Genomic DNA, 15,452 nt, shown 5'->3' with positions numbered 1-15,452 from the left:
CCTGAGGTGTCCTATGTCCGTCCGCGACTCTTTGGCACGGGACCTGACCGCCTTGCTGGGGGCGTCATGCGTCTCCACCGACGGGGAGGATATCCTTGCCCACAGTGGGGACGCCTTGGGGGCGTGGCGTGCCTTCCACGCCGCCCCGCTCCTAGAGCGGCGCCCCCAAGTGGTGGTGCGCCCCACCACGGTGGAGCAGGTGCGCATCCTCCTGGCATGGGCCAGCCAGCGGGATGTGCCGGTGGTGCCCTTCGGAGGTGGAACGGGTGTCATGGGCGGAGTGGTGCCAGTGCAGGGGGGCATCGCCTTGGATATGAAGGGCATGGCCCGCATCCTGGAGGTGGACAAGGAGAGCCACCTGGTGCGCGCCGAGGCGGGCATCCTTTTAGGCGATTTGGACACAGCCCTCACACCGTATGGGCTGTTCCTGGGCCACGACCCCTGGAGCCAGCCCATCGCCACCCTGGGTGGGGCCATCGCCACTAATGGGGTGGGCTACCTGGCCGGGCGCTATGGCCCCATGGGCGCCCAGGTGCGAGCCTTGCAAGTCGTCCTCGCTACAGGGGAGGTCTTGGAGACCCGCCCTATCCCCAAACACCTCGCTTTGGACTTCAACGCCCTGTTCATCGGCACCGAAGGCACACTGGGGGTCATCACGCAAGCAACCATTGAAGTTTTCCCTACCCCCGAAAAGCGCATCCTGATGGCGTGGGGATTCCCCTCCTTCGAGGCGGGATATAGCGCGGTGATGGAGATGTTCCACCTGGGCCTGCGTCCCTCGGTGCTGGACTTCTCCCAGGAGTGCTGGAACGAGGGGCACTCGGAGGTGCTCCTGTACCTGGGCTTTGAGGGGTGCCTGGAGGAGGCCCGGGGGGCAAGCCAGCGGGCACGACGCATTTGCACCGCCGCAGGAGGGCAAGACTTAGGCCGTGCCCGTGCCCAAACCTTTTGGGCCCAACGCCACCGCTCCGCCGAGCGCTACCGCCAAGAGGTGCTGGCCCGTCCCCCCTCCCAACGCCGCCCTCGCCCCTGGCGTATGGACTACCTGCACACGGCCATCCCGGCGGGGCGTGTCCCCGAATACCGTCGTCAGGCCCAGGCCATCCTGCAGCGCTACCCGGTAGTGGTGCGGGAGTGGTCCCTTTGGGGGCGACCCGAGTTTTTCTCCGTCCTGTTCAGTGCCGATGCCCACCCGCAAGCCGAGCCGACTACAATCGCCTCCCTAGTGGACACCCTCCTGGCTCTGGCGCAAGACTTGGGGGGGACTATGGAATATTGCCATGGCGTCGGCATCAAGTTGGCCCATCTGCTCCCACGGGAGTGGGGTCAGGGGCAGCAGGTGTTCCGCCACATCAAAAAGGCATTGGATCCCCAGGGCATCCTCAACCCCGGCAAACTGGAAGGGACAGGCTAGCCCCCCAAGAGTGGAAAAGCAGCCAAATCTGCTGCGTAAGGCTTTCGGTCTCATCCCATCACCGATGCTTTTCGGGAGGAAAGGACAACAGGGCCGATCCTCGTCCCAGGCTTTCTCAAGCGCAACCCTCAGAAACCCGGGGGTTCGGGGAATAAAGCGGAGCCTCAATAGGATGGAGCCTGTGCCTGGCTGTGCCCACCGTGTAACCGGGCACTAGACCCCTAGCTGTTGGCGCAAAGCGGTGATGGTGGGCACGGGTGCCGGGTCTCGTCCGTAAAGGAGGGCGAGGTAATAACTCGTCCAATCCCCCAGGAACAGCAAACCGGCCACTTGCGTGAGCATGCTTTCCCCCTGCCCCTCTATCCGTTGGCACCATATCCCCCGCCTTGTTAACAGGTCCACCAACGCCTCCACGCGGCGCTGATGCTCGGGGTCCAACAAGACCGACGCCAGCACCAGCACTCCCCAGTGCTCCAGCCCGCCTGCCATTCCCTCCACCGCGTTGTGGAAGATCTCGGGAATGGTTTCCGCGAAAGCGGGCAGTTTGGCGTTCTCGTTGACCTGGGTCTTCCAGCGGTGGGCAACTCCCTTCAGGAACCCTCCTCCCCAGACCAACGGCACTTTCCCGTAGAGGCTGGCCGCCAGGATTTTGGCCCTGTTCTGGGATGCCGGGGTAGCACAGGCGAGAGCCTGCGTCTGTGTGTGCAGCAGGTCCAGGGTCTCGCCCCAGTGGGAGGCGGGAATGCCCGGGAACAGCCCCGCACGCTCCAGAAGTGCCAAAAGACCGAAGAACAGCCACCCCACCGCCGTGCGCGGTTCCCCTTTGTAGGGGATGCGCAGAAGGGGGATCCGATGCTGGACCGCCCACTGGGCTGCCCGCCCCCCTGAGGTGATCACCACGATAGGCAGACCCTTGCCCAAAGCCTTCTGGAAGGCAGAAAGGGTCTCGGCCGTCTCCCCGGAATAAGTGCTGATGACCACAAGGGTGTGCTGGTCCACCCACGCGGGCAGGCCGAAGTCCCGCCACACCACCACCTGGGGCCCCCCGCGCGCCTCCGCCAGGCTGGCTAGAAGATCCCCCCCGATAGCCGACCCCCCCATCCCCACCACCAGAATGCGCGTGCTCGCCCGCACCGCCCGGGAGAGCACCACCTCCCCCACCGCCTCCCGCGCCTGGGCTATCTGGTCCGGCAGAGAGGCGATACGTGTCCAAAAACCCGAAGGGTCGCACGCAGCGCGATGGGCCGCGTCGTCCAACAAGGCGAGGAGCTGTTCCGGGCTACTCATGGCTCTGCCCTGCTGTTTAGAAGCAGTATACCAGTGGACAATGTTCCCAGCCTATCACGAGGAGGTCTTGTGTGCCAGATGCTCCAAGGCACGGCGGAGACGCTCCTCCAAGGGAAGGGCCGGGCTTTGGGGAACGGCCCGCAGAGCCTCCTGGGCCTCCGCACGGGAATAGCCCAGGGCCAGCAGAGCTGAAACCAGGTCCTGCTGGTCAGAGAGGTCAACAGGGACAGGGGACAGACTTTTGGCCAGCCTCTCCCGCAACTCCAATACGATGCGGGATGCCGTTTTCCGTCCCACGCCGGGGGCTTGCGCCAGGGCATCCACATCCCCCCGTATGATGGCGCGGCTGATCTCCTGGGGGGATAAGTGGCCGAGAAGAGCCATCCCCAGGCGCGGGCCAATCCCGTTCACCGTTAGAAGCAATTCAAAAAGACGCCTCCCCTCCTCGGTCGGAAAACCGAACAGAACAGGCCGTTCGTCCCGCACGAACAAAGTGGTGTACAGACATACCACGGAGCCTACAGGCCCCAGGGTGGGAATGACCGAGGCTGGCACTCCCACCTCCAGGCTCACGGGGCCGACTTGCACCACCACCGTATCCTGACCGATCGCCTCCAGTTTCCCCCGCACCGCCCGAATCACGGGGCCACCCCCAGGCGTTCCCGCCCCTGGACCAGGATGCAATGGCACAGGGCGATAGCAATGGCATCCACGCTGTCTAGAGAGGCAGGAGAGGCCGACAATCCCAACACCACCCGCACCGCTTCGGCCACTTCGCCCTTGCTAGCCCGCCCGTGACCGGCCACCACCTGCTTCACCACTGCGGGGGCGTAGGTGGCTAACGGCAAACCATCGGCGGCGAGGAAGGCGATCCCCTGGGCCTGCCCGACGGCGATGGCGGTGCGCACCGCCACGGCCTGCTCCCGTCGGGGCACGAAAGGCTCCTCTATCGCCACCACATGGGGGGACAGGCGCTCAGTGGTCTCCACCAGGGCACGATACAGAGCCGACAACCGCCGCGGCAACGGAGCGCGCCGCGGAGCAGTCAGGATACCGCAGGTCTCCAGGCGCACCGTGTCCCCCTGGGCCTCCACCAGGGCATAGCCCAACCGCAGAGTGCCTGGGTCAATCCCCAGGACCCGCACACCTCACCCCCTAGGCCGCACGGTAGCCTTCCAGCACCTCGTTGGGGAAATCGGCATTGGTATAGACCTTTTGTACATCGTCCAGGTCCTCCAGGCGGTCCAGGAGGCGGACGACCTGCTCACTAGTGGCGGGGTCCAGGGGCACTGTCGTCTTGGGCACCAAGGCCAACTCGGCCGAGGCGAAGGTAATGCCCTTCTCCTCTAGGGCTTTACGCAGGGCTTCAAAGCGCTCGGGGGGGCACCGCACCTCCAGGAAACTGCCGTCCAAAACGAAGTCCTCGGCACCCAGGTCAATGGCCTCCAGGGCGATGCTCTCCGCCCGCCGGGGGTTGGGCTCCTCCAGGGTCAGCACACCCTTCTGCTCAAAGAGCCAGGAGACCGACCCCACGCCCCCCATCTTCCCTCCACCCCGCTCCAGCACCGAACGAATCTCCGAAACGGTGCGGTTACGGTTCTCAGTTACCGCCTGCACCAGGATGGCTATCCCCCCCGGCCCATACCCCTCGTAGACCACCTCCTCCAGGCGGGTCTGCTCCTCCCCCTGGCCCGTGCCCCGACGGATGGCCCGCTGGATGTTTTCCATGGGCATATTGGCTTCCCGTGCCCGTTCCACCGCCAGGCGTAGGCGGGGGTTGGTTTGCACATCCCCGCCTCCTTGGCGGGCGGCGATGGTGATCTCCCGGGCGAGTTTGGTAAATAACTGGCCCCGTCGGGCGTCGGCCGCCATCTTCTGATGCTTGATTTGTGCCCACTTGGAATGGCCTGCCATACCCCCTCCGCTGGAAACCCTGTTTTTATTCTACACCGGAGCACGGGTAGGTGCCATCGGTTGACCCTACAGGGCAGGTACCAGTGCCACCCACACCCCCACCACGGTGGTTACCACCCCCACCACCAACCTCCAGGTGACCCGCTCCCGCCCCACCCAACGGGCTATGGGAACCACGAAGATGGGCGCTACGGAACTGAGCACCACCGCATTCCCCAAACTTGTATAGCGCAGGGCCACCAGGAAAAGCAGGCCCGAGCCATAGGCCGCCACAGCACCCGCCCCCAGCAGGCCCAGGCTCACCCGGTCGGCCAGCAGGCGGGAGAACGACCCTTGCTGACGCACGGAGAAGGGCACCAGGAGCAGGCCGATGAGGGCCATCCGCAGGGCGTGGGCCAGGAACACATCCACCCAGTCCACCGCCCAGTTGGCACCCAGGCTCCCGATGGCCCAAAAGAGCGCCGCACCTAGCCCATAGCCCAACCCCCCGAGATGCATGCCGCGTAAAAAGGACCGGAACTCCCCAGGGCTGAACAGAAGGCCTATTCCCCCTGCCACCAGCACACCGCCTATGGCAGTAGCCCAATGGAGGCGCTCCGGGGTGAGGAAAGCCGACAGGAGCAGGCTGATGAAGATGTACCCGCTGGAGGCGACGGCAAACACTCGGGAGGCATAGTCCACTTTCAGGCCTGTGAGGAAGCTCGTCTCCCCCATGAGCATGACTAGGGTAGACCCCAGGAGCACCGCCAAAGGCACCAGGGGCAGATGCAGGAGGGCTTCTCCCCGTCCCAACCCGAAGGCGACCCCGAAGGCGAGAATGGCCGCCAAAGTGGAGCGGAACCCGGTGGTGGCCACAACCCCGAGGCGGCGGGCCAAGAGGCGGCCGATCACCCCTCCCCAGGCCCAGCAAAAGGCTGACCCCAAGCCCGCCGCATCACCAAGCAGCATCAGAACACCCTAGGCCCCAGGATGCCCCACAGGCGGGAGGCCAAAAGGGCGGAGCGGGATACGCCCTACTAACCCAATGGGCACAGGGTCTAGCGCGTCCCTCGCAGGTTAGCAAAGCACGAGCTACAATATACGGGGCGTCCCTGCCGGGGTTGGAAGGGCACCTGGGTCTCCTGACCGCACTGGGCACAGATGGCCGGGAAGGTGCGACGGGGCACGGGGTTGCCCTCAACCGAGTTCCCGCTCGTGGCGCGGCTCTGCCGGCGCGCCGCCCGGCAGGGGGGACAGCGGGCCGGCTCGTGCAGAAGCCCGTGCGCCTGGTAAAACTGTTGCTCGCCCGCCGTGAAAACGAACTGGTTCCCGCAGTCCCGACAGGTCAGGGTCTTGTCCGCAAATGGCACGCTACTCCTCCTGAGGGTGTTGGGCCGAGACCTACTCCTGCCCCATTGGTGTTTGCCGGGCAACCGCACCGTGCCCGCACTCCCCGCCTCTCTGCCGGGGAGCAATCGGGCGCAGTATACTGCCTTTGCCCGTGGTATGCAAGCCCCCTTGCTGGCACCCAGATACCCTAGCTAACTACCCCCTTTTTCACCCTCACGCGGGGTAGGCACAGGCTTTCCTGGAGCAGGGCGCAGGAGGTGTTTCACCCGACCCTCCACCCGAAAACGAGGGAGCACCACCCGCCGCCCACAGGTTTGACAGCGCAGGCCGATATCCGCCCCCACTCGGTAGACCTCCCAGGCGCTTCCCCCACAGGGGTGGGGTTTGCGCAACACCAGCACATCCCCCACTCGGATATCAAGGGGAGGGCGCATCCCCCCACCCCCGCCCTGCTTTTTCCAAAGCAGAAGTGATGCGTTCCCGCCATGCCTGCGCCGCCTGACGCACCCTTTCCTGCCACGAACTCCCGCTGCCCCCAGGATACAGCACAGCCCGCGACACGTTGATGATCATCCCCAGACCGTGAATGGCCAAGCCTTTCTGCACCACTTGCTCCACCTGTCCGCCCTGGGTACCCACACCGGGCACCAATAAGGGAAGGGTAGGACAGAGGGCACGCACCTGGGCCATCTCCTCGGGGTAGGTGGCCCCCATCACAAGGCCCACATTGCCATAGGTGTTCCACGCCTGGGCGCATAGCGCAACCCATTGATAAAGGGGGAGGCTCTCGCCACCGTACGGCGAGGTGAACACCAAGTCCTGCAGATCTCGGGCACCGGGATTGGAAGTGCGGCAGAGCAGATACACGCCCCGATCCGCGTATGTCAGGAATGGCTCAACGCTGTCCTGGCCCAAGTAGGGGTTCACGGTAACGGCGTCAAAACCCCATACATCAAAGAGGGCACGGGCATACCACCGGGCGCTGGAGGCGATATCCCCCCTCTTGGCATCGGCGATCACGGGTATGGACGGGGGAATGGCCCGACGCACCGCCTCCAAGGCCTTCCAGCCCTCGGCCCCTAGCCCTTCATAAAAGGCCAGGTTGGGCTTATAGGCAGCCACCAGGTCTTGAGTGGCTTCTATCACTCCCGTCAGAAAGGCCGTGAGGTCAGGTATGGGGAGCGAAGCCGGATCAGGGTCTAGGCCGATGCACAGAAGGCTGCGATGAGCCTGGGCGCAGGACTCCAGACGGGCGAAAAAGGATTGTGGGGTTGTGGCCATCACCGCCAGCTTAGCACACTAACCGCGTCCAGGCAAGAACCAGAGGGAGTGTGGCGGCTGGGTTCAACTGCGCCCAATTCCGCCATCCCCCCACCACAGGCTTTACCTTACTGGGCTTGTAGGTCTTGCCCTTCTCGGCTACCCAGGACTTCCCCACCCCTCTTTGAAGGATAACGACGGAACAGGTAAGGGGATGCCCTCTCCTTCTGTCAACTACCTCCTGGGCATCCTGGAATCAGCGTCATCAGAGGAGCACTGCTGATGCATAAGGCCCGTCCCGCACCGCCGGCCACCGACGGTTTCCTCCAGCACTCTCCTTCCCAGTCATACGAGGAGCACAGATGGCGCGTTTTGCGCACCAATAGGCTCCTGCGCTCCATCTCCAGCAAGGAGTTGGAGCATCTGCTGGCCCGCGCCCACTGGCTGCGTTGCCCTATGGAGACCGTTGTGGTGCAGCAAGGTAGCCCTGTGGATGCTGTGCTCTTCCTGACCGAAGGCAGAGCCGCCGCCGTGATGGAGGTGCCCGTGCCCGGCTCCCGAGACTTCTGGGCTTTTGTACATTTCTTGGGACCCGGAGCCGACATCGGCCTCCTTTCCCTGGTGGACGGTGCTCCTCATCCGGCCACCGTAACAGCCCTCGGGGACGTGCAGGCCGTCGCCATCCCGGTGGATGTTCTGCAGCACTACCTGCGCAGCCATCCTGCGCGCTATCGCGCCTTGGCACAGGTGGCTGTGGAGAACCTACGCACCTACCAGAAGGCGTTCCCCCACGGATGGACACGCCTGGAGCCAGGGCATGTGCTGTGCTAGAGGGCCTTCTGTGAGGCATCACCGTGATGGCGTCGCCTGGAGCAATAAGGCATGGACAAAGCCATCAGCACTGTTCTGCTGATCATTGCTGGCGTCATTGCCACCTTAGTGGTGATGCGTAGTGTGTACCCTGCGGTTGTGCGGGGAGGCAACGCCATCATCAATGTGGCGCAACAGATGAACGAGCGCATTGAAACCCACATCAGCATTGTGTTCGCCACAGGGGAACTGGACTCCGGCGGCACGTGGCAGGACACCGACGGCGACGGCCTCTTTGATGTAACGCTCTGGGTGAAGAATGTGGGGAGTAGTCGCATTCTGGGCATCACCGACGTGGATGTGTTCTACGGCAGGCCCGGCTCCTTCCTGCGCGTCCCCTATGTGGGCGATGCGGGCGGGGCATTCCCCAGCTGGTCCTACACCCTGGAAAACGACACCGAATGGAAAAGCATGGCTACCCTCAAGATCTCCATTCATTTCGCCGAGCCCCAACCCTCGGGCACATATTTGGTCAAGGTCATCACGCCCACAGGAGCCCACGCGGAGCAATGGTTCAGCTACTAGGGGCCGTGCGGCATGGTCAGCGCCATAACAAGCCTGGTCAGCATCGCCCTTCTGCTGGCCAGCGTGGCCTTTGTGGGCCACAGTGCCCTCGCCTCTCTGCACCGACTGGCCGATGCTTGGGAAAGGGAACAGACCCGTATGGCCCAGACCGTGCGGAGCCGGCTGGGGGCGGTATGCACCTCCAGCACGGGGCACCAGGTATATGTGGTGCTGAAGAACACGGGGGAGGTGCCCCTCTTCCACTTCCCCCGATGGGATGTGTTCGTACAGTATTACGACACCGCCGGCACCTACCACCAAAAGCGCTTGGTTTATACCCCCGGCCCCTATCTTGGCAACAACCAGTGGACGGTGGAGGGCATCTACATCCACCAGGAGAACGCTATCCCCGAGCGTTTTCAACCCACCCTTTTGGACCCCCTAGAGGAGGTGAAGCTGCAGTTCCGTTTGTCCCCAAGTGCAAACACTACCAGCGCCAACCAGGTCGTCGTGGCGACTGCCAACGGGGTGGCGGTGTCCACCTTCTTCACCGGGATAGACCCGCGCTGCGACTAATGGGAGGTGGCAGTCGCCGTCCGATATGCGTGCCTACACCCCCTATGCTAGGGGACGACACTTCAAAATCCCCTGGCAGGGTGTGCACGCCGCGCACCACACCGTTGCCCAAGGAGGCTGCTAATGGCACCCACCGCACTCAAAGGCCAACGCATCATCTCCACTGGTAACCCGGAGATAGATAAGAAGTTAGGCGGGGGCATTCCCACCGGCTCGCTCGTGCTGGTGGAGGGGCAATCGGATTCGGGCAAGTCGGTGCTCATCCAGCAGATGCTTTGGGGCTCCCTCAAAGGGGGCTTCACCGTTACCCTGCTGACCACGGAGAACACGGTCAAGAGCCTGGTGCGTCAGATGCAAAGCCTCAATCAAGATGTTACGGACTACCTTCTCTTGGGGAAACTGAAGGTTTACCCCATCAAAGCCATGCAGGGCAAGATTCGCTGGGAGCGCACCCTCCAAGACCTCCTCACCGCTCTCCGCGCCCAGCGGAAAAGGGACCTGGTGGCCATAGATTCCATCACCTCCTTCGTCGTTCACTCCGCCCCCGAGGAGGTCATCGCCTTCTTTGAGGAATGTAAAAGCATCTGCAATGACGGAACCAGCATCGTCGTGGCTGCCCACTCCCACGCCTTCAGTGAAAGCCTTCTGGTGCGCATCAGTTCCCTCTGTGATGCCCATTTGCATTTGGGAATTGAAAACCTGGGGGAGCGGGTGGTGCGAGTGCTGGTGGCTTCCAAAGTGCGGGGTGCCGAGCAAACCACCGGCAACATCATCAGTTTTGATGTGGAACCGGGCTGGGGTATGCGCATCATCCCCTTCACCAAGGCCAAAGCATAAGGGAAGCTTATGACCACCCACAGCGTCGCCATTCCCACGCACGCCCCCGAAACGGAGGAGCACCTCTTTGAGTGCCCCCTGTTCCGCTCCCTCACACCCGAGGTGCAAGAGCAGTGCCGGAAGAATACGCACCTGCTCCGCTACATCCACGCTCTCCCCACAGGACAACTGGGGGTCCCCCGGTACTATGCCACCCTCTCCCGCAAACTGGGGGATATGAAGCCCTATAACCTCCTCTACCCCGTCTCCGAGGAGGTGTTCATCCATGTGCTTACCGCTCCTAAAGAGGAGCGCTCCCTGTACATCCCTGTAGAACCCCTCTTCGCCGTGCGCCTAGACGAGGTGCTGCCTGCCGTTGAGGCGCGCCTGCTGGATAAGGCGGAGAAGTTCGCTGCCGCCAAGACCCCCGAAGAAAAGACCCAGGCCTTGCTGTCGGCCCTGGATGAGGTTTGTCAGGTGGGGAATGGCTCCAAAACAAGCCAGACACGCCCCAAAGGATGGTTCTTTTTGCGCCGTCGGGAGGAGAACGGCAAAGTTACCCTTACCCCCCAGCAATTCGCCGCTGTCCGCTACCTGATGGTGCGGGACAAAGTGGGATTAGGCGTCCTCCAACCCATGATCTCTGACAAATACATAGAAGACATTAGTTGCAGTGGGCTGGGGTATGTGTTCTTGGAGCATAAAATCTTCAAGAGTATGAAGAGCACCATCCATTTCGCCACCCACGAGCAACTGGACAAGTTCGTTTTGCGCCTGTCCGAGCAGATAAAGCGCCCCGTGACCTTGCGCAACCCCATTGTGGACGCCACCCTCCCCGACGGCTCCCGTGTGAACATCGTCTATGGCCGCGAGGTGTCCCAACGAGGGAGCAACTTCACCATTCGCAAGTTCAACGAAACTCCCCTAAGCATCTTTGAACTCATTGAGTTCGGCACTATGGACTACCGCATGGCCGCCTACCTCTCCATCCTCCTGGAGGAGGGGATGAACATCTTCGTCTCGGGTGAAACGGCCTCGGGCAAGACCACCGCTTTGAATGCCATTACCATCTTTGTGCCCCCGGACGCCAAAATCGTTACCATTGAGGACACCCCCGAAATCCAGGTGCCCCATCAGAACTGGGTGCGGGAAGTGGCGAAAGCACCCCGTGCCGGCGAGAAGGGGGCGGCCGTAACTATGATGGACCTGCTCAAGGCCGCCCTGCGCCAGCGCCCCAACCTGATTATGATCGGCGAGATTCGCGGCGAGGAGGGAGCCATCGCCTTCCAAGCCATGCAGACCGGCCACGCAGTGATGGCCACCTTCCACGCCTCCACCGTGGAGCGCCTCATTCAGCGCCTGACCGGCCACCCCATCAACATCCCCAAGACCTACATCGACAACCTGAACGCTGTGGTCATCATGAGCGCCGTGCGCCTCCCCAACGGCAAAACCGGCCGACGGGCACTGAGTATCAGCGAAATCGTAGGCTACGACCCCCCCTCCAACACCTTCTCCTTCGTGGAGGTATTCCGTTGGGACCCGGTGCGCGACGCCTTTGAGTTCGTCGGGGATAAAAACAGTTTCCTTCTGGAGCAGAAGGTGGCGATGCGCCGCGGACTGGTGGGCAACCGCAAGTGGGAGATTTACAACCTCCTTGAGCGCCGGGCCCGCGTTCTGGAGAAACTGCACAAAGAGAAAGGGGTCAAGGGCTACTATGACCTTTTCCGTATCCTTACGCAGGCGCGCCGGGAGGGCCTCTTCTAAAACATCGGCCAAGCCCCAGGAGCCCTCGGCTGACGGGCTTTTGGGCTTTGACCTGCTCCATCACCTGACCTACCTCTCGGCCATTTCGGCAGCGGGCATCCCCCGCTCCCAGATCTTCGCTCACGCCGCCCGCTTGCCTGTCTCCACGGCCGTCTACTTCGCGGAGATAGAGCACCTGGTCGGTAACCTGAACTATGAGTATGCCGAAGCATGTCGCATCGTGGGGGAGAAGAGCAAGCGGGACATCGTCAAAAGCCTCTTTCTGCGCCTGGCGGGAGCCCTCACCTCCGGCGAGCCTGAGGCGGATTTCCTGGAGCGGGAGGCCCGTATCTACGCCGAAGCCTACAGCAACGAGTATGAAAGCAAACTGGAGACCCTCCGCAAGTGGACCGACGCTTATGCCGCCCTGGTGGTGTCGGCAGTGCTGGTGATTATCGTGGCGGTCATCTCCACCATCATCTACGACCTGGGCGTGGGGGTTATCCTGGGGCTAGTGGGGTTGACGGTGGCCTTGTGCGGCCTGGGGGTGTGGATTATCTTCCGCTCCACCCCCAGCGAGAGACGCTTCATCGCCGGCCCCCAGGGCCTGCCGAGCCAGCGGGGCACACGCAGGGCCGCCTTCACCCTTGTCCCGGGGGCCCTTATCGTCGCCTCCCTTCTGGGAATGCTGGGAGTGCCCCTAGGCTGGATACTGCTGGCGGTGGCCCTGGCCTTTTTGCTTGTCGGCGTCCTGGCCAGCAGATACGATGCCCGCATCACCAAACTGGACCGGGAGACGGCCGTGTTCCTGCGCGTGGTAGGGGCTACCGCCACCGCTATCGGCACCACCGTCTCCGAGGCCTTGGGGCGCATCGACCTGCGTGCCCTGCCGCATCTGGCCTCGGCGGTGCGCCGCCTTTACCTGCGCCTTCAGGCTGGGGCCGCTCCCGAACTATGTTGGGAGAAACTGGTGACCGAAACGGGAAGCGAACTGATGCGCCGGAGTGTGCGCATCTTCCTAGACGGCATCAGCATGGGGGGCGAGCCGGAGGAGGTGGGGGCCCGCACCGCCCTATTAGCGATGAAGACCGCCTTCCTGCGGGAGAAGCGCAAACTCACCACCCGCACCTTCGCCTGGCTGACCCTTGCCCTCCACACCACTGTGGCTTTCCTCCTCACCTTCGTCGTCGCCATCGTCTCGGCCTTCGGAGAGATGGTGCAAAAAGTAAGCCTGCCGGACATGGCCGGCCAGAGCAACATCAACCTCACCTCCTTTTTCAGCTTGAGTTTCGCGCATATGCGCCTGCTGGAAATGCTGACGGGGCCGGTGGTCATCGCCCTGTCCATCGTCAATGCCCTGGCCCCCCACCTGGCCGATGGGGGATACCCCTTCCGTCTCTTGTTTCCCCTATCCCTGACTTTGGCCGCCTCGGGTGCCGCCCTCATCGCCAGTCCCGTTCTGGCTCACATGATTATGGGCTCCATTCCCTCTTTCTCTTAGCACGAAGCCATGCAGACCATCGCCCAATCCTTTACCACACCATTCGCTCAGGAGGTGCAGTATGGGCCTCTTTTCGCGCCGCTCCCCTCGCTCGGGCAAAGGTAGCCCACCCTCGGCAGGGGATCCACCCCTAGAGGCACGGGCAGAGCAACCCGCCCCTCAAGCAGGGGACGATCCCTTGGCCGCCACCATGCCCTGGCTGCAGAGCGGGGCGGGTCCTGTCGCTCCGGCCGAAGTGCCTTCGGCATCCCCCCCACCCGTTGAGGTATCCCCTCCCTCTCCCAATCCCCCCAGTGGTGTTTCCCCCACCCCTCAAAGTGACGGTCCACCCCCGGCTCAACCACCGCAACAGAACGGCAATGGCCTGTCAGACGACCTGCGGGCCCTCTTCACCTCGGATAAGGCCGTGGATACGGAGATAGAGGCTTTGGCCGCCGATCTGGAAGAGGTGGACATCCACACCTTGGCACGCCTGGCCCGTGAGGTCGCCTCCCTGGTCCGACGGTAAGGCATCCAGCCAGGGACCTGGCGCGGGCCACAACACGGCCCCTCCGGTCTAGGGGATCATCTACAAAGAAAGAGGCTGGGAAGCGTTTTCCCAGCCTTCCACGGGGAGGGGAACGTTAGCCAGGTCAGGTCGTATCGTCCTCGGAGCCGTTGCACAGGTAGGCGGCCAACAGCGCGGCCCCCGTCGCATCCCGCCGGGCGCGCTGAAGCAGGGCATCCAGATCGGCTAACAGGCGCAGGCATTGGCGCAGAGAAGGCTTGCCAGACCCGTCCTCGGCCCCGTCGCTCAAGGCCAGCAGGTGGTCCATAGCCTTCTGCACCCGGGGGGAAAGGCCCCCCAAATCGGCGTACAGGTTGACCACCTTGTGCAAGGCTTGTCGCCCCACTTGACGTTGTCCCTTCTCCACCCATGGGGCCAGCAAGGCGATGGTGGCCAGGTCGGGAGCAGCATGGGGCTGGATAGAACCCTTTTCCTCCGCGTCAGGTTCAACTTCAGGGTGAGGGGGATGCTGGTAACGGGCCGCCGAGGACGCCTGGTGTGAGGCCCCCCGGGGACGAGCCGCCGTGTTCGGGGGCTCCTGGTCATGGTCATTAGAACCGTGCGAGCCCCCGCGGGGTGCAGACGGGCCAGTGGGACGCCAATCCTGCTCTGTCGTTGCGCCCGAAGGTCTCTGTGTTTCCGATGACACGGGCACGGACACCGTTCCCGCCTTCGGCGAACTGTTTCCTACTTCTCCGGGCGCCACGCTTCCAGCTGGAGGAGCCTGTATCCCCGTCGATCCAGACACAGAGGCCGTTCCCCCACTGACTGGGCCACTCCCACCCCCTCCGGGCCCGCTGACCGATGACGGGGTTTCGGCGTGCTTCCCCTCGGCGGAAAAACCGTTAGCCCCCTGGGTAAGGGAGGAGAGCACCCCACCCGATGCGGAGCGCTCCCGCCCTCCCCCGGCGGGGAAGGGGTTTTCCACATAGGTCAGCAGGAACTCCCGGATGTCCAGGAGGGCCTGCTGGACCTCACTCTTGAGGATGCGCATCTCGTTTTCCAGGTCTTCCAGGCTCTTGGGCATAGTGGGCCTCCCCAGGTGTGACTAGGGGGCTGTCCCCGGGATGCCCCTGGGAACAGCCCCCCACGACGGGCCAGCAAGGCCTAGTTCAGGTCCATCACGTAGTCTAACCGGGCTGGCGTCATGCGTTCAATGACCAGGGTGGCACCCGTGGGACTCATCACGTGCAGGCTAAATTTTTGACTGGCTTCGAGACGGTTGGTCAAAGGGCGCCAACCGATTGCCTCGGAGGGAGGCTCCAAAAATACCCTAACCAGGAACTTCTCCCCCGGCTCCAACAGGGTATCCCCATCGTCCTTCCCCAGGGACTGTCTTTTCCAGTAGAGGTTGTGCACCACCTCTTTCTGATCTACATAGCGGACGACCACTACATGGGCGCTCTGCTGGGGGCTGGTGGTGGCAGGCTCCGTGAAATCAATGGGCTCCCCGCCCAGTGCGTTAGACACCGTGAAACTGATTGTCCGGACATAGGGCGTGGTGGCGGTAGAATGTGCGGTTGCGATCACACCGCCCACTATCTCCAGAGAGCCCCGCGCCTGCTTGAGGCCGGCGTGCACCGCCTCCTTGCCCCGCTCGGACGAGAAGATGCCCGCCGACAGCACCGTATAGGCGAACACCGAGGCCACCACCACAAAGGCGATGAGGATGATGGCCGTCTCCAAAC

The 15,452-nt window shown here is 63.2% G+C and carries 18 protein-coding genes; 8 read left to right on the top strand and 10 right to left on the bottom strand.

Translation table 11 applies throughout. The features are described from left to right. Nucleotides 1-13 precede the first annotated feature (13 nt). Nucleotides 14-1,414 (top strand): FAD-binding oxidoreductase, encoded by a 1,401-nt coding sequence (locus NZ951_02970; protein ID MCS7206882.1) that lies wholly within the window; start codon nt 14-16, stop codon nt 1,412-1,414. Nucleotides 1,415-1,627: 213 nt separating this feature from the next. Here the strand turns inward: NZ951_02970 and NZ951_02965 are convergent, their stop codons facing one another. From NZ951_02965 to pyrF, 8 genes are all read right to left on the bottom strand, one after another. After that, on the bottom strand, nt 1,628-2,701 hold the full coding sequence (locus tag NZ951_02965) for a bifunctional phosphoglucose/phosphomannose isomerase (GenBank protein MCS7206881.1): 1,074 nt from the start codon (nt 2,699-2,701) through the stop codon (nt 1,628-1,630). A gap of 54 nt (nt 2,702-2,755) precedes the next feature. Then, nucleotides 2,756-3,343 (bottom strand): Holliday junction branch migration protein RuvA, encoded by a 588-nt coding sequence (ruvA, locus tag NZ951_02960; protein MCS7206880.1) that lies wholly within the window; start codon nt 3,341-3,343, stop codon nt 2,756-2,758. Beyond that, the gene (locus NZ951_02955; protein ID MCS7206879.1) at nt 3,340-3,846 is read right to left on the bottom strand and encodes a crossover junction endodeoxyribonuclease RuvC; all 507 of its coding nucleotides are present in this window, start codon (nt 3,844-3,846) and stop codon (nt 3,340-3,342) included. Before NZ951_02955 ends, ruvA begins: the two co-directional genes overlap by 4 nt. Nucleotides 3,847-3,856: 10 nt before the next feature. Continuing rightward, the gene (locus NZ951_02950; protein ID MCS7206878.1) at nt 3,857-4,615 is read right to left on the bottom strand and encodes a YebC/PmpR family DNA-binding transcriptional regulator; all 759 of its coding nucleotides are present in this window, start codon (nt 4,613-4,615) and stop codon (nt 3,857-3,859) included. A 66-nt stretch (nt 4,616-4,681) separates the two neighbouring features. After that, nucleotides 4,682-5,563: a DMT family transporter gene (locus tag NZ951_02945; protein MCS7206877.1), complete on the bottom strand. Its 882-nt coding sequence runs from the start codon at nt 5,561-5,563 to the stop codon at nt 4,682-4,684. Between the two features lie 89 nt (nt 5,564-5,652). Then, a complete protein-coding gene (locus NZ951_02940; GenBank protein ID MCS7206876.1) occupies nt 5,653-5,964 on the bottom strand; it encodes a zinc-ribbon domain containing protein in 312 nt (103 codons plus the stop codon). A gap of 171 nt (nt 5,965-6,135) precedes the next feature. After that, nucleotides 6,136-6,378 carry a DUF951 domain-containing protein gene (locus NZ951_02935; protein MCS7206875.1) on the bottom strand — a complete coding sequence of 81 codons (243 nt, stop codon included), beginning with the start codon at nt 6,376-6,378 and terminating at the stop codon, nt 6,136-6,138. Beyond that, nucleotides 6,362-7,225 (bottom strand): orotidine-5'-phosphate decarboxylase, encoded by an 864-nt coding sequence (gene pyrF / locus NZ951_02930; GenBank protein ID MCS7206874.1) that lies wholly within the window; start codon nt 7,223-7,225, stop codon nt 6,362-6,364. Before pyrF ends, NZ951_02935 begins: the two co-directional genes overlap by 17 nt. A 261-nt stretch (nt 7,226-7,486) precedes the next feature. Between pyrF and NZ951_02925 the strand changes: the two genes are divergently transcribed. The 7 genes from NZ951_02925 to NZ951_02895 all read left to right on the top strand — a co-directional run bounded on the left by NZ951_02925 (nt 7,487) and on the right by NZ951_02895 (nt 13,725). Then, nucleotides 7,487-8,035 carry a cyclic nucleotide-binding domain-containing protein gene (locus NZ951_02925; protein MCS7206873.1) on the top strand — a complete coding sequence of 183 codons (549 nt, stop codon included), beginning with the start codon at nt 7,487-7,489 and terminating at the stop codon, nt 8,033-8,035. A gap of 51 nt (nt 8,036-8,086) precedes the next feature. Continuing rightward, complete coding sequence (locus NZ951_02920) at nt 8,087-8,599, top strand: flagellin (protein MCS7206872.1); 513 nt, start codon at nt 8,087-8,089, stop codon at nt 8,597-8,599. A 12-nt stretch (nt 8,600-8,611) separates the two neighbouring features. Continuing rightward, a complete protein-coding gene (locus NZ951_02915; protein ID MCS7206871.1) occupies nt 8,612-9,154 on the top strand; it encodes a hypothetical protein in 543 nt (180 codons plus the stop codon). Between the two features lie 123 nt (nt 9,155-9,277). Then, nucleotides 9,278-9,991 carry a flagellar accessory protein FlaH gene (locus NZ951_02910; protein ID MCS7206870.1) on the top strand — a complete coding sequence of 238 codons (714 nt, stop codon included), beginning with the start codon at nt 9,278-9,280 and terminating at the stop codon, nt 9,989-9,991. Nucleotides 9,992-10,000: 9 nt separating this feature from the next. Then, nucleotides 10,001-11,737 (top strand): type II/IV secretion system ATPase subunit, encoded by a 1,737-nt coding sequence (locus tag NZ951_02905; protein MCS7206869.1) that lies wholly within the window; start codon nt 10,001-10,003, stop codon nt 11,735-11,737. Further along, nucleotides 11,688-13,217: a hypothetical protein gene (locus NZ951_02900; GenBank protein MCS7206868.1), complete on the top strand. Its 1,530-nt coding sequence runs from the start codon at nt 11,688-11,690 to the stop codon at nt 13,215-13,217. Before NZ951_02905 ends, NZ951_02900 begins: the two co-directional genes overlap by 50 nt. A 61-nt stretch (nt 13,218-13,278) precedes the next feature. After that, nucleotides 13,279-13,725, top strand: a complete 447-nt coding sequence (locus tag NZ951_02895; GenBank protein ID MCS7206867.1) for a hypothetical protein — start codon at nt 13,279-13,281, stop codon at nt 13,723-13,725. Between the two features lie 124 nt (nt 13,726-13,849). On the opposite strand, the gene NZ951_02890 is transcribed toward NZ951_02895, so the two are convergent. Then, nucleotides 13,850-14,791: a hypothetical protein gene (locus NZ951_02890; protein ID MCS7206866.1), complete on the bottom strand. Its 942-nt coding sequence runs from the start codon at nt 14,789-14,791 to the stop codon at nt 13,850-13,852. A gap of 80 nt (nt 14,792-14,871) precedes the next feature. Beyond that, a partial coding sequence (locus NZ951_02885) for a hypothetical protein (GenBank protein MCS7206865.1) occupies nt 14,872-15,452 on the bottom strand: 581 nt, incomplete at its 5' end.

Source organism: Dehalococcoidia bacterium (assembly GCA_025060295.1).
Taxonomy (GTDB): domain Bacteria; phylum Chloroflexota; class Dehalococcoidia; order Lucifugimonadales; family HRBIN23; genus HRBIN23.
Note: the sequence above shows the minus strand (reverse complement) of the source record. Positions and strands in the feature narration are given on the sequence as shown.

Bases quoted from the DNA above. Each gene is read 5' to 3' on its own strand.
- NZ951_02920 (MCS7206872.1), top strand. From the start codon at position 8,087: ATGGACAAAGCCATCAGCACTGTTCTGCTGATCATTGCTGGCGTCATT.
- NZ951_02890 (MCS7206866.1), bottom strand. From the start codon at position 14,791: ATGCCCAAGAGCCTGGAAGACCTGGAAAACGAGATGCGCATCCTCAAG.
- NZ951_02935 (MCS7206875.1), bottom strand. From the start codon at position 6,378: ATGCGCCCTCCCCTTGATATCCGAGTGGGGGATGTGCTGGTGTTGCGC.
- NZ951_02900 (MCS7206868.1), top strand. From the start codon at position 11,688: ATGACCTTTTCCGTATCCTTACGCAGGCGCGCCGGGAGGGCCTCTTCT.
- NZ951_02965 (MCS7206881.1), bottom strand. From the start codon at position 2,701: ATGAGTAGCCCGGAACAGCTCCTCGCCTTGTTGGACGACGCGGCCCAT.
- NZ951_02925 (MCS7206873.1), top strand. From the start codon at position 7,487: ATGCATAAGGCCCGTCCCGCACCGCCGGCCACCGACGGTTTCCTCCAG.
- NZ951_02905 (MCS7206869.1), top strand. From the start codon at position 10,001: ATGACCACCCACAGCGTCGCCATTCCCACGCACGCCCCCGAAACGGAG.
- NZ951_02945 (MCS7206877.1), bottom strand. From the start codon at position 5,563: ATGCTGCTTGGTGATGCGGCGGGCTTGGGGTCAGCCTTTTGCTGGGCC.
- NZ951_02970 (MCS7206882.1), top strand. From the start codon at position 14: ATGTCCGTCCGCGACTCTTTGGCACGGGACCTGACCGCCTTGCTGGGG.
- NZ951_02910 (MCS7206870.1), top strand. From the start codon at position 9,278: ATGGCACCCACCGCACTCAAAGGCCAACGCATCATCTCCACTGGTAAC.
- NZ951_02915 (MCS7206871.1), top strand. From the start codon at position 8,612: ATGGTCAGCGCCATAACAAGCCTGGTCAGCATCGCCCTTCTGCTGGCC.
- NZ951_02895 (MCS7206867.1), top strand. From the start codon at position 13,279: ATGGGCCTCTTTTCGCGCCGCTCCCCTCGCTCGGGCAAAGGTAGCCCA.
- NZ951_02950 (MCS7206878.1), bottom strand. From the start codon at position 4,615: ATGGCAGGCCATTCCAAGTGGGCACAAATCAAGCATCAGAAGATGGCG.
- pyrF (MCS7206874.1), bottom strand. From the start codon at position 7,225: ATGGCCACAACCCCACAATCCTTTTTCGCCCGTCTGGAGTCCTGCGCC.